At 69.5% G+C, this 15,615-nt stretch carries 5 protein-coding genes; 4 read left to right on the forward strand and 1 reads right to left on the reverse strand.

The features are described 5' to 3' along the window. Positions 1–142 precede the first annotated feature (142 nt). The 4 genes from AB0B35_RS32375 (at position 143) to AB0B35_RS32390 (ending at position 14,506) form a co-directional block, all read left to right on the forward strand. Entirely contained in the window at positions 143–6,940 is a 6,798-nt protein-coding gene (locus AB0B35_RS32375) for a polymorphic toxin-type HINT domain-containing protein (RefSeq protein ID WP_361052685.1), read from the forward strand. Then, positions 6,940–7,278, forward strand: coding sequence for a hypothetical protein (locus AB0B35_RS32380; protein WP_361052688.1), 339 nt, complete (start codon positions 6,940–6,942; stop codon positions 7,276–7,278). The genes AB0B35_RS32375 and AB0B35_RS32380 overlap by 1 nt, the downstream gene beginning before the upstream one ends. A 539-nt stretch (positions 7,279–7,817) precedes the next feature. Continuing rightward, the gene (locus AB0B35_RS32385) at positions 7,818–10,874 is read left to right on the forward strand and encodes a DNRLRE domain-containing protein (protein ID WP_361052691.1); all 3,057 of its coding nucleotides are present in this window, start codon (positions 7,818–7,820) and stop codon (positions 10,872–10,874) included. A gap of 5 nt (positions 10,875–10,879) precedes the next feature. Continuing rightward, on the forward strand, positions 10,880–14,506 hold the full coding sequence (locus tag AB0B35_RS32390; RefSeq protein WP_361052694.1) for a LamG-like jellyroll fold domain-containing protein: 3,627 nt from the start codon (positions 10,880–10,882) through the stop codon (positions 14,504–14,506). Positions 14,507–14,687: 181 nt separating this feature from the next. On the opposite strand, the gene AB0B35_RS32395 is transcribed toward AB0B35_RS32390, so the two are convergent. Continuing rightward, on the reverse strand, positions 14,688–15,476 hold the full coding sequence (locus tag AB0B35_RS32395; RefSeq protein ID WP_361052697.1) for a trypsin-like serine protease: 789 nt from the start codon (positions 15,474–15,476) through the stop codon (positions 14,688–14,690). Between the last annotated feature and the right edge of the window lie 139 nt (positions 15,477–15,615).

Below are 15,615 nucleotides of genomic sequence, written 5' to 3' on the forward strand. Positions count from 1 at the left end.
TTTGGCCTACCATCCCGCTCCAAGTGCCTATGGAGGGTTGGTCATGCGGGGAATCATTCGTGGCCTGTCGGTGGGCCGCGCGTCGACTGTTCGGCGTGATGGCGGCGACGATGGGGCTGGTGGCGGCGATGCGGGCCACCCGTTGACGGCGCGTGTCGGCCGGGGCCGGCGCAAGCGGCTGCTGGTGGCGGCCCTCGCGCTGCCGCTCGTCGCCGGCCTGCTGCAGGTGCCCGCGCCGCCCGCCGCGGCCGAACGGCCCGACGGCCCGCGGATGCAGGCGCAGCCCGCCCCGGCCAAGGGCACGGCCCTCAAGGCGGAGAAGGCCAAACCGGACCCGACCGCCGACAAGACGATGACCCGCGCCGACAAGGTCACCTGGCCGAGTGCCGGCAGCGCCGAGCTGGCCGCTGACGGTAAGCCCGCGACGCTGGGCGGCATGCCCGTCACGGTCGCCGCGGCGGCTTCCGCGGCCGACGGGCGGGGCCGTGCCGCGCAGCCCGCCGACCGGGTGCAGCGGGTCACGGCGCAGGTCGTGGAGCGGCGCGTATCGGAGCGCGCCGGAGTCAGCGGCCCGATGTTCGGCCTGTCCCGGGCCGACGGCGCCGCGACCGGCGCGACCGTTCGGGTCCAGGTCGGCTACCAGGGCTTCGCGCACGCCCGCGGCGGCGACTTCGGCGCGCGGCTGCGCCTGGTCGCGCTGCCTGCCTGCGCCGCGACCACCCCCGAGCGGGCCGAGTGCCGCATCCAGCGCCCGGTGCCTTCGGTCAACGACGTCGGCACCCAGACGCTGCGCGCCGACGTGCAGGCCTCGGCGACCGGCGCCGGGGCGATGATGTTCGCCCTCACCGCCGGCGACTCGTCCGCGCAGGGCGACTACAAGGCCACCCAGCTCGCCCCGTCGTCGTCCTGGCAGACGGCGCTGAGCTCCGGCGGATTCGCCTGGAACTACCCGATTCGCGTCCCCGCCACCCCCAGCGGCCTCGGCCCGCAGGTCGCGCTGTCGTACTCGTCGCAGGGCGTGGACGGCAGCACCGCGGCCACCAACAACCAGGGCTCCTGGGTGGGCCAGGGCTTCAGCTACGAGCCGGGATACATCGAGCGCCGCTACAAGCCGTGCAAGGACGACGGCCACGACACGTCCGCCGACCAGTGCTGGGCCTTCCACAACGGCACCATCATGCTGAACGGCGCCTCGGGCACGCTGGTGAAGATCGACGACAACACGTGGAAGTCCTCCAGTGACGACGGCGCGAAGATCGAGCGGTTGGAAGGCGCCGTGAACGGCGACGACAACGGCGAGTACTGGAAGGTCACCACCACCGACGGCACGCAGTACTTCTTCGGCAAGAACCGGCTCAACGGCTGGAGCGCCAACAAGGAGGAGACGAAGTCGGTGTGGTCGGCGCCGGTGTACGGCGACGACTCCGGCGAGCCCTGCCACCAGAGCAGCGGGTTCGCCGACTCGTACTGCAACCAGGCCTGGCGCTGGAACCTCGACTACGTCATCGACCCGCGCGGCAGCGTGATCTCCTACTTCTACGGCCGGGAGACCAACCACTTCGCCCGGGGCGGGCGCACCGACGTCGACGGCGCCGCGTACCACCGCGGCGGCTACCTGGCCCGGATCGACTACGGCCAGCGGGACAACGAGGTCTACTCGACCAACGCCCCGGCTCGCGTCGTGTTCAGCACGTTCGAGCGGTGCATCCCCGGTGGCGGCGTCGACTGCGACGAGCAGGACCTGACCGAGACGACCGCCGCCTCGTGGCCGGACGTGCCGGAGGACCTGATCTGCGCCGCCGGCACCCACTGCGAGGCCACCCAGGCCGCCCCGACCTTCTTCACCCGCAAGCGCCTCACGAAGATCCAGACGCAGGTACGCGGCGCCACCGACTGGCTGCCCGTGGAGTCCTGGGCGCTGGAGCACGACTTCAAGGCCAACGACGACGCGTCCCGGACCCTGTGGCTGAAGAAGATCACCCACACCGGCCACTGGGGCGGCACGGACGTCACCCTGCCCCCGACCGAGCTGGACGGCATCCAGCTGCCCAACCGGATCGTCAAGGACGGCGACAACCTCGGCCCGCTGATCCGCTACCGCCTGTCGACCGTCAAGACCGACACCGGTGCCCAGATCACGATCAACTACAAGGCGCCCGACTGCACCAAGGACAACCTGCCCACGGCCGGCAACTCCACTCTGCGCTGCTACCCGGTGGTCTGGAACCCGCTGGGCGGCGACGACGAGGACCGGGTCACCGACTGGTTCCACAAGTACGTCGTGGACAGCGTGGTCGAGGACGACCTGGTCGGCGGCAACGACGACATGGTCGCCAAGTACGAGTACGTCGGCACGCCCGCCTGGCGCAAGACCGACCCGGACGGGATCACCAAGGAGGAGTACCTCACCTGGTCCCAGTGGCGCGGATACCAGCAGGTGACCGTGCGCAACGGCAACGGGCAGAGCATGCCGGGCCGGATCGACCACTTCTTCCTGCGCGGCATGAGCGGCGCCGAACTGTCTGACGGCACGAAGCCGGTCGTCACCCGCACCGACTCCACCGGTGCCGGCTACACCGACCACGACGAGTGGTCCGGGCACGCGCTGGAGACGATCGTCTACAACGGCTCCCAGATCGTCTCGAAGACGATCAAGCAGCCGTGGCGGCAGATCACCCGCACCCAGACCGAGACCTGGGGATCGAACGTCGCCGCGTACGTCGGCACCGACGTCGTCCGCGAGCTGACCGCGATGCCCGACAACCCGCCGGGCACCCCGGTGTGGCGGGAGACGAAGAAGGTCACCACCTACGACCCGACCTGGGGGCGGGTCACCAAGCTCGACGACCTCGGCGAGGTCGGCACGGGCAAGGACGGCGACGACCGGTGCACGCTCACCTACTACGCCGACAGCCCGACCAAGTACATGTACAGCTACGTCTCGCGGACGCGGACCGTCGCGGCCAAGTGCGACGTGACCAGCCCCAACCTGAACACCCAGCTGCTCGCCGATGCGCGCACCAGCTACGACCTCGGCGCCTGGGGCGCGGCGCCCACCAAGGGCATCGCCACCCGCAGCGAGACGCTCGACCGGTACGACGGCACGAACACCCTGTACATCGTCGACAGCGAGATCACGAGCCTGGACACGCACGGCCGCGCGCTGTCGGCCAAGGACGCGCGTGCCATCGCCGAGGCGCGACCTTACGCGGTTCAGACCGAGTACATCGAGACCTTCGGACTGACCACGCAGGTCAAGATCACCAACGCGCTCGGGTACTCCACGACGAACACGGTGGATCCGGCGTACGGTGCGCCGACCGCGTCGGTCGACCTGAACGGCAAGCGCACGGACCTGGTCTATGACGGTCTCGGCCGGATCAAGGCGGTATGGCTGCCCGACCGCAGCAAGGCCGACGGCGCCGGCGCGAACACGAAGTTCACCTACCTGGTGCGCAACGACAAGTCGACCGTGATCTCCACCGAGATGATCAACAACGACGGCGGATACCGGATCAGTCACGAGCTCTTCGACGGGCTGCTGCGCCCCCGGCAGAACCAGGCGCCCGGCTCGGGCGGCTGGCTGCTGACCGACACCTTCCACGACGGGCTCGGCCGCGCCTTCAAGGTGAACGCCGCCTACCTGGCGACGGGCACGGCGGGAGACATCCCGATCATCACGCCCGAGGGATCCGTCAACGGGCAGACCACCACCACGTTCGACCAGGCCGGCCGGCCGATCGTGGAGACGTTCTCCGTGGCGGGTGACGCGCGATGGTCGACCACCACCTCCTACGAGGGCGACCGGGTGCACACCGACCCGCCCACCGGAGGCACGCCGACCACGGTCGTCACCGACGCCCGCGGCCAGACCACCGAGCTTCACCAGTACCACGGCGCGAGCCCCACCGGACCGGCCGACGTCACCCGCTTCACGTACACCGCCGCCGGTCTGCTCGACAAGTCCACCGACGCGGCCGGCAACGTGTGGGACCACGACTACAACCAGCGCGGCCAGGAGATCCTCACCAAGGACCCCGACAGCGGCAACACCGAACGCACCTACAACACCTCCGGCGACGTGACCTCCTCCAAGGACGCCCGGCAGCTCACGCTCTCCCACAAGTACGACGTGCTGGGACGCAAGATCGAGACGTGGCAGGGCGCCGTCGGCAGTGGCACGAAGCTGTCGGCCTGGGTGTACGACACCCTCGCCGGAGCGAAGGGGCAGTTGCACTACAGCCAGCGGTTCGCCGGCGGGCACACCTACTCCATCGTGACCGCGACCCGCGACTCGCTGTACCGGCCGACCAAGGTCCGGTACGCGTTCCCCTCGGCAGGGGTCGGCACGGAGCTCGGCGCCGCCTACGAGTTCACGGCGGCGTACAACACCGACGGCACCGCCCAGTCCTTCGGCATGCCCGCCGCGGGTGGCCTGGCCGCGGAGGCCGTCGCCACCACCTACGACAGCCTGCTGCGCCCGACCGCGCTCACCGGCAGCAGCAGCTACGTGGTGGCAGAGGGCACCCGGTACGGCAACCTCGACGAACTGCTCGGCATCCAGCTCTACACCGGCGCCGGCAAGAAGGCCTGGCTGAGCTACGAGTACGAGCGGGGAACCGGCCGGCTGACGCGCGCACGCCTGGACCGGCAGGACATCTCCTTCATCGACATGGACGCCCGCTACCAGTACGACGACTCCGGCAACGTCCTGTCGATCGCCGACGCGCCCGTCAACCGGCCCAGCGACATCCAGTGCTTCGACTACGACTACCTGGGCCGGCTCACCAAGGCCTGGGCGCACGCCAGCGCTGTCAAGACCTGTGCCGACGGGGTGGCCCAGACCGGGGTGGGCGGCCCCGCGCCGTATCACCACTCGTGGACGTACGACAAGGCGGGCAACCGCGACGTCGAGACCATTCACTCCACCGTGCCCGGCGTCGCCGACACGGTCCGCGACTACACCAACCCGGCACAGGGCCAGGGCCAGAACCAGCCGCACACCGTCACGAGGATCGACGAGGTCGGCCCGAACGGCAACAAGACGTACAACTACGGCTACGACCAGGCGGGTAACACCGCGTGCCGGCCCAACTCCGCGGCCGGCAACGTCTGCACGACGACGCCGAGCGGCCACCAGGACCTGACCTGGGACGCGGAGGGGCACCTGGCGACGAGCACTCCCGCCGGCGGGCAGCCCACCAGCTTCATCTACGACGCCGACGGCAACCGCATCGTGCGCAAGGAGCCGAACGGCAGCACCACGCTCTACCTGCCGGGCATGGAGCTCACCCGCACCGGCACCGTGGTGGCGGGCACCCGCTACTACTCCTTCGAGGGCCAGATCGTGGCCGTGCGGACCTCCGGCGGCGTGTTCTTCCAGGCCGCGGACCACCACGGCACCGCCGGCAGCACCATCAACGCGGCCACCGGCGACATCACCTTGCGCCGGACGACACCCTTCGGCACCGCTCGGGGCACCGCGCCCACGTTCTGGCCGGACCAGAAGGGCTTCATCGGCGGAACACAGGATCCGACCAGCGGCCTCACCCACATCGGGGCTCGCGAATACGATCCGGGGATCGGCCGGTTCGTCAACCCCGATCCGCTCCAGGACCTGGGCAATCCGCAGCAGTGGAACGCATACACGTACTCGAGCAGCAGTCCCGTCACCAAGAGCGATCCGAGCGGAATGGTGGAGTGCCACCCGGAGGAGGGGGACTGCGGAGCGGACCCTGTCATCGACGGCCCGCAGTGGACCACCACCTATCCGAACGGCACCGAGCTGACCCTCGTCATCGAGGACGGCGACCCCTTCTACTGCATCGACGGCTTCTGCTTCAACGAGAAGGACGTGCCGGACCCGTACGTTCTGGCGGAGAGTGTCGACAAGCAGGTCGTGAAGTGGCGCAAGAGCCGTAACGCCGAGGAGCTGACCGAGCTCGACGTGATCGTCCTGCTCTCCAACGGCTGTCTCAACGCCGCAACGTGGGTATGCAGCTCGTTCCTGGAGAACGACCTGCACAGTTACCACGCCGCTCTGGTCGCGGCGGAGAGCAACCCCTCGCTCGGGCAGATGATGTTCACCGCCTTGCTGGCAGAGGTCTTCTCGGGCTTCACCGGCGCCGGCTGCGGGGGTTGGCGATCTCCGCGCACCGCACCACGCACCGTCACCGGCCGCAACAGCTTCGCTCCCGGAACGCTGGTGCTGATGGCCGACGGGACGACGAAGCCCATCGAGGACGTACGCGTCGGTGACCAGGTCGTGGCCACCGACCCCGAGACGGGCGTCACCGCGGTGAGGGAGGTGACGGCGCTTCACGAGAATGCGGATGAGCTGCTGACCGACGTCTCGATCCGGGTTGACGGTGTGGACGGCGTCAGCACGGTCCACACCACCTGGGAACACCCGTTCTGGGTCGCGTCTGCCCGTTACTGGGCCGAGGCCGCGGATCTCCGCTTCGGTGACGACCTGCGCACGGCGGACGGCGTGACGGCCACCGTCCTCGATGTGCGGAACCGGGTCGGGCAGGAGCTGATGTACAACCTGACCGTCGCCGACATCCACACCTACTATGTGCTCGCCGGCGAGACCCCGGTCCTGGTGCACAACACCGGTGGGCCCAAGGGCGGCCCGACGTGCAACAAGACGATGAACGGTTGGCCGAAGCAGGAGGGTGGGAACTGCTACAAGTGCGCTCTCAAGATCCAGAAGAAGCTCGGTGGTGGGGAGATCGTGTACATCAAACCGAAGCAGGGCTCATTCCTCGGTACTTCCACCCATAATCCGGACGGTGACTGGACACATCACTATGTCGTGGTCAAGGACGGTCGGGTCTACGACGGCACGACCGGGAAGAACGGCCTGACGCCCGATCAATTCAAGGCACAATGGAATGGCAAGTTCGACTACCGCGACAATATCGATTTTGGATTCTGATGGATCATCTAGAGCTCGCGCGGCGACTCCGGGTCACCCCGCGCATGTTCCTGCCCGACGACCGGTTCGCCACGCTCGTCGCCTTCCTGGAAGGTGGTAACCAGCTGACGAACGGGGACCTTCTGCGGGGTTTCAATGAGTGGGTGCAGGAGCGGCTCCACGGCCCTGGTTACCTGAGCTCCCTGCATTGGTCGGCCGAGATAGCCGAGTCGGTCGCCGGCCGTGCCAGGAAGGGGCTGAGCATGCCCGAAGAGCTGGAGGAGCAGGCGAAGGACGTGCTGCTGGACATGCTCGACGGGTTCCTGTCAGCCGAGCCCCGGGCGGCGACGCTCGACTGACGGCGGCGAGGTGCCGCCTACGGATCCGGCAGGGCTCACGGCCCTGCCGGATCCGTAGGTTCGTGCCAGCGCGTCGGGCTGATCCGGTCGCAGGGTGCCGAAAATGGACTCAATGAGCCGGGTTTCGTCATGTCTCAACAGTCGTGTGAGATAGCTCATAGCCGGCGAGGGCAATGACCGGGAGCGCCTCGGGAATGAATCACTCTCCGTGATCGCGCTTCGTCAGACGGTTGCAGAAATCGACTGCATTGACTCCCTGGCGAGCGCGTCGGACGGCCGCTCTACAGCGCCGCGGGACAACGCGATCGCAGACATTGGCCTAGCGTGCCACTCCAAGTGTCCTTGGAGGTTGAGTCATGCGGGGTCTGCTCGCCGTCAGTCGACGGAGTGTAGGTAGGTCGTTCGGTGCCGCTCTTGCGGCAACCGTGACGACCGTCAGCCTGTTGGTAGTTCCGGCTTCGGCCGAGGAGGCACCGGCGGTCACCGCCGGTGCGATTAAGGAGAATGCGGAGGCCGGTGGAGCATCGGCCGAGAAGTCAGTGGCTCAGGCGCAGACGGAGGCGGCCGCCGAGGCGCGCGCGTCCGGCCGGCGCGTCCGGGTCGACGAGCTCACGGACGAGACCACCGAGGTCTGGGCGATGCCCGAGGGTGGTTTCCAGGCGACGCTGAGCCTCGGCCCGGTGCGGACCAAGCGCGGCGAGGACTGGGTGCCGGTCGACCTGACGCTGGTCAAGGACCCGGCCACCGGTGCGATCCGCACCGTCGCCGACCCGTACGACATCACGGTGTCCGGCGCCCGCCCGGCCGGCTCAGGCGAACTGCTGGGCATCGGCAAGGCCGCCGACCGGCTGTCGATGGCCTGGGACGGCGCGCTGCCCGAGCCGGTGCTGTCCGGCAGCAAGGCGACCTACGTCGACGCCAAGCCCGGCGTGGACCTCGTCGTCGAGGTGACCCGCGGCGGGGTCGAGACCTTCCTGGTCGTGAAGACCGCCGCCGCCATCGCCCAGGTGCGCGACGTGTCGTTCCCGGTGACCGGGCCCGGCGCCGCCGCCTCGGTGAGCGACAAGCACGGCAACGTGACCCTCAAGGATGCCGGGGGGCGTGACGTCGCGATCGCTCCCGCGCCGGAGATGTGGGACGCGGCCAAGACGGCCACCGGCGACCCGGCGCACCTGAAGAAGGTCGACACCGAGGTCAGCGCCACGGCGCAGGCGGCCGAAGCCGGTGTCTCCGGCCGTACCGCCCGCACGGGCGTGAACTTCCGGCTGCGTCCGGACGAGGCGTGGCTGAAGGACAAGTCGCGCCAGTTCCCGCTGACCATCGACCCGCAGATCAACCCGCTGTCGGCCCCCTACGACATCTACGTCAAGGAGACCGACACCACCCACAACGGTGGCAACGGCGACATCCAGATCGGTATCGGGTCCGGCCTCAAGCACCGCGGCCTCGCCCGGCTGAACACGACCGCCCTGGTCGGCACCTCGATCACCTCGGCCACGTTCTACTTCTGGAACTTCTGGTCCGGCATCTGCGGGTCGCGGAACTGGGAGCTGTGGACCACCGGCACGATCCCGAACGGCGTGCTGTGGGACAACCAGCCCACCTGGAACACCCTCCACGCCACGTCGAGCCAGACCATGGGCGGCGACGCCTGCAGCGACGGCTGGGTGAGCATCGACGGCAAGGCCTTCTTGCAGGCCGCCGCCAACGCGGGCGACACCGCCGCCGACATGGGCCTGAGGACCAACGAGAGCGACGGGACCTACTTCAAGCAGCTGCGTTCCTCGAACTACTCGGACGTGAGCCAGATCCCGTACGCGGTGGTGGACTACAACTCGTACCCGAGCGTGACCGCCCGGTCCACGACCCCGGCGACGAGCTGCACCACCGGCGCCGGCCGGCCCACGATCGACACCGTCACCCCGCAGCTGTCCGCGACCGTCACCGACGTCGACACCGGTGCCTCGGTGACGGCGGAGTTCGAGTGGTGGGCCGTCGGCGGCTCGGCGAAGATCGGCTCGACGGTGACCGCCGCGGGCGCCTCCGGAACGGCACGCACCGTCACGGTCCCGGCGGGCGCGTTCGCCGAGGGCGGCAGCTACCAGTGGCGGGTGCGCGGCAGCGACGGCTCGCTCACGAGCCCCTGGTCGTCGTTCTGCGAGTTCACCGTGATGGTCCTGCCGCCGCCCGCACCCGGCTGCCAGTTCGGCGTCGACGGTGACTTCAACGGCGACGGCACGCGTGACATGCTCGTCGCGGACCCGCTGGCCACGGTGAACGGCGACGCCAAGGCCGGCCTGGTCCGGATCGTCAACGGCGCCGACGGCGCCACCCGGGCCATCACCCAGGACGACACGGAGATCATCGGCGACTCCGAGCCGGACGACCGGTTCGGCCACTCGCTGGCCATCTACGACGCGAACCTCGACGGCTGCGCGGACGTGGCGATCGGCGCCCCGTTCGAGGACGACGGCTCGCTCGTCGACGCCGGTGAGGTCCAGCTCGTGTTCGGCGCTCCGGAGGGCCTGGGCCGTGGCCCGAACACCCCGGCGATCCGGTACGCGCAGGGCACCGGCGGCGCCCCGGGCACCCAGGCGGGCGGCGACTGGTTCGGCTACTCCCTGGCCGGCGGCAAGACGTCGGCGGGCCAGCCGTTCCTGGTCGTGGGCGTGCCCGGCGACGACGCCAACGCCAAGGACAACAGCGGCTCGGTGTACTACTACCGGGGTTCGGTGAAGGTCGCGTTCGACCAGTTCAACGGTGCCGCCGGCACGCCTGAGACGGACGACCGGTTCGGCTACGCGGTGGCCGCCACGCCGTACCACATCGGCGTGTCCACGCCGGGTGAGGCGCAGGCGACCGGGACGGAGTTCTCCGGCTTCGTGTGCGCCTACAGCCACACGCTGACCAGCAACCTCCCCACCCGGGGCGGTTGTGCCACGCAGAACACCCCCAACGTCGACGGGGATTCGGAGGCGGGCGACCTGTTCGGCCAGTCGATCGCGATGGCGCCGTACTGGCCCGTCGGAGACTCGATCATGGTCGTCGGCGTGCCGGGCGAGGACGCCGTGGACGGCGCCGACGCGGGCATGGTGCACGAGTTCCGGGTGTCCGGCACATCCCTCACCCAGCTCAAGGCGACCAGCCAGAACACGGCGGGTGTCTCGGGAGACAACGAGGCGGGCGACCAGTTCGGCGCGAAGGTGATCGTGGTCAACACCAGCCCCGGCACCGCACCCACCGCTTCCACCGTGCTGGTCGCGGTCGGCGCGCCGGGTGAGGACCTCGGCTCGACCCGCGACGCGGGCACGATCCGGGTGTACGCCGGCGGGGCGGGCACGATCACCTACGACGTCGTCGTCGAGCGCGTGGCGGGGTCCCTGCCCGGCACCGCGGGTGAGCGGGAGCTGATCGGCATCAGCATGGGCGCGTCGCCGACGGACCTGTTCGTCTCCTCGCCGTACCAGAACCAGGCGGTGTGGGGCCTGTCCTGGGCATCGCTCGGCGCCGACACGGTCACGGTCACCAAGACCCTGGCTCCCGGCACCGGCCTGCCCGCCACCGGTTCGGTCGCTCTCGGCACGCAGGTCGGGTGACGGCGATGCGAAGAAGTCTGCAGAAGGTGTTCGGCAATTCGATGAAGGAGCAGGACGGCATGGTACGGGGGTGGCGCGTCCGCGCGCTGGCGACGACGGCGGCCTTGGGCCTGGTCGCCGCCGGATGGTGGGTGGCGGTGCCGGACAGCGGCTCCGGCGATGTGGTCGCGATGGGGGCGGCGGGCGCTGCGGCGCCGAGCACGCCGTGGACGGATCAGCAGGCGCAGGTCGCCGCGGTGAAGTCGGGCAAGCAGGTCGAGGTGGCCGGCCGGGCGAACACCCGGCAGGTCACGTACGCCAACCCGGACGGCTCCTTCACCCAGGAGACGCACGTGCAGCCGTACCGCACGCTGCAGAAGGGGAAGTGGGTCCCGATCGACACGACCATGATCCGCTACCCGGACGGCAGCGTCGGGCCGAAGGCGGCCGTCACGTCGATGCGGTTCTCCGGCGGCGGTGACATGCCGCTGGCCACCATCACCCGGACCGGCCGCACCATGCGGCTGACCTGGCCCGGTGGCCTGCCGACGCCGACGCTGGCCGGTGACACCGCGACCTACGCGCTCGACAAGGACGTCGACCTGGTTCTCCGGGTCAGTTCCACCGGTTACAGCCACGTGCTGGTGGTCAAGACCCCCGAGGCGATGCGCGACCCGCGCTTCGCCCAGGTCAAGTACGGCCTGAGCGGCGACCATCTCACTTACTCGGTCGACGGTGGCCGCCTGGTCGCACACGACAAGGGCTCCGGTGGCCTGGTGTTCGAGGCGCCGGTCCCGAAGATGTGGGACCACGGCGCCCCCGAGGAGCGGGCCGACGGCTCGCTGTCGGCGGTGTCCGCGCCGCAGTCGTCGATCCGCGCCGAGATGAAGGCCGCTGTCAAGGACGGCATGCTGGTGCTCACGCCCGACGCGGCGATGCTCGCCCGGACGGACCTGCGCTACCCGCTGTACCTCGACCCGTACACCGCCCCGCACACGAACACCTCGTGGGCGATGGTCGACTCGGGTTACCCGGACGAGGAGAACTGGAAGTTCGACGGCGACCGCGACGAGCGGATCGGCCTGTGCAACCGGAGCGACTCGCCGAACTACTGCAACAACTCGTACATCAAGCGGCTGCTGTACGCGATCCCGACGCCCTACCAGGACGACACGCTCGTGATCTCGGCCGCCACCTTCAAGATCACGATGGTGCACACGTACGACGGTTCGGCCCGCAACGTCACGCTGTACCGCATGGGCGCGGGCATCTCGTCCGCGACGAACTGGCGCAACCAGCCGGCGTGGAGCAAGGCGCAGGAGACCAAGGCCCCCACGGTCTCGCAGGGCTCGTGCACCACGACGAACCACAACGTGACCTTCAACGCCAAGGCCGCGGTCCTCGAGGCGCAGTCCAACGACTGGGCGACGACCACGTTCGGTCTGCGGGCCAACGACGAGGACAGCAAGTACTACATCAAGCGGTTCTGCGACAACGCGGTGCTGTCGGTCACCTACAACCGCGTACCGGCGGTGCCGACGACGCTGACCTCGAACCCGGGCGGCCCCTGCCGCACCGGCACGGTGGACAACTCCTGGTACGTCTCCAGCGTGCCGAAGCTGTCCGCGTACCTGGCCGACTCGGACGACAAGGACGCCGAGCCCCTGACCGCGCGGTTCACCGTGCAGTGGATGGAGAACGGCACCCAGCAGACCAAGGTCTGGACCAGCGGGGAGAAGGCCAACAAGTCGACGTTCGACTACGACCTGAGCTTGCCCGTCACGGGAGTGCCCCTCCTGCCGCAGAACACGGTCGTCTCCTGGTACGTGGAGTCGTCCGACGGCACCGCGTGGAGCACGAAGTCGACCACCTGCGGCTTCATCCTGGACACGACGAAGCCCGCCGGTCCGGACATCGACTCCGCGAACTACCTGCCGGACGACGCCACCGACAACGCCGGGACGAACCCGGCCGGCTGCATCGAGGGCGACGTCTGGCACGACGGCGTCGGCCGCTACGGCAGCTTCACGTTCGACACGAGCGCGACCGACGTGGTCTCGTACAAGTACTCGTTCGACGGTGCTCCGAGCACCTCGATCGCCACGACGGCCGGCGGCCCGGTGTCCGTCTCCTGGCTGCCGCTGACCGAGGCGCCGCACACCGTGTCGGTCATCGCGGTCGACGCGGCGGGCAAGGAGAGCGACACCAGCAGCTGCACCTTCCGGATCGGAGCGGGCAACGCGCCGATCGGGCAGTGGAAGCTCGACGAGCAGGCGGGTCCGTCCGCCTCGGACACGGCCGGCGTCAACCACGCGACCGCGGGCGCGGCCGTGTCGTTCGGCCAGCCCGGACCCGGTGGCGTCCTGCACCGCTCGGTGCTGCTGGACGGCAGCGCCGACAGCCACCTGAGCACCACGACGGCCGGCCTGCTCGACACCAGCAAGGGCTTCACGGTGTCGGCCTTCGTCAAGGTCAACGACCTGTCGCGGCCCCAGGCCGCGGTGTCGCAGGACGGCACGGGTGAGCCCGGCTTCGTGCTGGGTTACGACGGCTCCGGCCGGTGGACCTTCCGCGTGCCGGTGTCGGACCTCGACACGCTGGGCACCTGGAGCGTCAGCACCGGGCAGACGGTCACCGCGTCCACCGGCTGGACCCACCTGACCGGCATGTTCGACCCGGTGCTCAACAAGCTGTCGCTGTACGTCAACGGCACGTTCGTGGCGAACTCGGTCATATCGTCGGAGTGGGCCTCCCACGGGCCGCTGCAGTTGGGACGGCGAACCGCCAAGACCGGCTACACCGACGCCTGGTCCGGCGGGCTCGCCGACGTGATCGTGTACGACCGGCTGCTGATGGGTGCGGAGATCGGCGATATCGCCGAGCCGCGCCTGCAGCGGCAGGTGTACTGGTCGCTGGACAGCGCCGACGAGGTCGACACCGCTCCGGGCACGTACGTCAGCCCCGAGGTCGTCGGTGACGGACTGGAGGCCGACCCGGCCAAGGAGCTGACCCTCTCCGGCGGGGCGCACCTGTACGTCCCGGACTACGACATCGATCCGGTGGCGGAGTCGCCGCTCATGGGCGCGGGGCACCTGGAGCTCTACGGCACCGGCCAGTACGCGGCCAACAGCCTGCCGCTCGCGGGCACCACCGGCAGCTTCTCGGTGACCGCGCGGGCCAAGCTCGCCGCGGCGTGCTCGGCCGACCAGGTGGTGCTGTCACAGCCGGGGACCAGCGTCAGCCGGTTCCAGGTGCGCTGCGCCACGGTGGGCGGCCAGCAGCGCTGGCAGCTCGCCGTCGCCAACAGCGACAGCACCACCACCGGCTGGACGACCGTGGTCGACACGGTTCGCCTGCCGAACCCGAACGACGCGGCCGGCTCGCACCTCGCGGTGACGTACAACGACTACACCAAGCAGGTGCAGCTGTTCGTCAACGGCCAGCTGTCCGGCACCGTGGATCACACCGCGGTCTGGAACGGCACCGACCGCGGCATCCAGGTCGGCCGGGCGCTGCTGGACGGCACCACGACCACGCCGACGTACGGGTCGTACTTCTCCGGTGTCATCGACGACGTGCGCGTCTACACCGGCGTGCTCGAACCGGTGACCATCTCGCGGCTGGCGGACCTGACGCCTCAGTCCGAACTCTGAGATGACCCGGAGCGGGGGCGGTCCGACACGGGCCGCCCCCGCTGCACGCCCACATGGGTCGCTTCCATCAGGCCAAGCGGCCCGAGACCAGGGCCAGGCTCCTCGAGCGGCTGCGTCAGGGCCACTTGTTCCACCCGTGAGTGGGCGACCGGGCAGGCAAGCCGGCCCGGTCGCCTCCGCGTCAGCCGCGGATGATCTGCTTGATCCAGCCGGCGATGTTGTCCACCCGGGAGGTCCGCTCCTCCAGCGAGTGCGGGCAGGACGGTCCGCCGCTCTCCACCGACACCAGGGTGGGATGCCCCTTGCTGTGCTCCGTGAAGTACGGCGCACCGGAGTCGTACGGGCAGGCGCTGGTGTCGGGCGATGGTGCCAGGCCGGTCACGCCGACGCTGGCTTCCGTCACCGTGACGACGGTGACCTGGCCGGTCCGCAGCTGCTGCGACGGCACGGGGTTGGAGCTGGTGACCGAGCCGAAACCGGTGATCCGCAGGACGTCGCCGATCTTCGGCGCCTTACGGCTCAGGGCCAGCGGCTTGATGCCTTTGATCGGGAAGCTGAGCTTCGCCAGCGCCAGATCGGTGGTGGGAGACTGGCGCACGGCGATGACGGTGGCGACGTGACCGATGTCGGTGGTCAGGTCTGCCCTACCGACGGTGGCGGTGGTCAGGTCGGCGACCGGTCGCTCGACCCGGACGCCGTTGAAGTCCCGGAAGCAGTGTCCCGCAGTGACAATCCACTGTGGTGCGATGAGCGCACCGGAGCAGGCGCTGTTGCGGCGACCGCCGTCGGCCGTCGGGATCCCGGTCATGGTCAGCTTGACCGCGAACTCGTACTGGCCGTTGGGCACGATCTCGCTGTTCGCCACGGCGTTCGCGGGGCCTGCTGAGAAGATTCCGAGGCCGGCCGCGATGATCGTCGACGAGAGCAGCAGCCCGGCCCGTCGAATGCGGTGCTTGTGTGTGACGTCCAAGAACTCATCCTTCGCTCTGCGCGGGAGGGCCCGCGTCTGTCTGTCATCGACTGCCTCGACGGCGGCGACGACAAACTTCCCTTCCACTGTGGATAGACGTCGACGACACGGCGCTTGGTTGTGATCTCCGGGCTGTCGA

This window comes from Catellatospora sp. NPDC049133 (genome assembly GCF_040648455.1).
Taxonomy (GTDB): Bacteria; Actinomycetota; Actinomycetes; order Mycobacteriales; family Micromonosporaceae; genus Catellatospora; species Catellatospora aurea.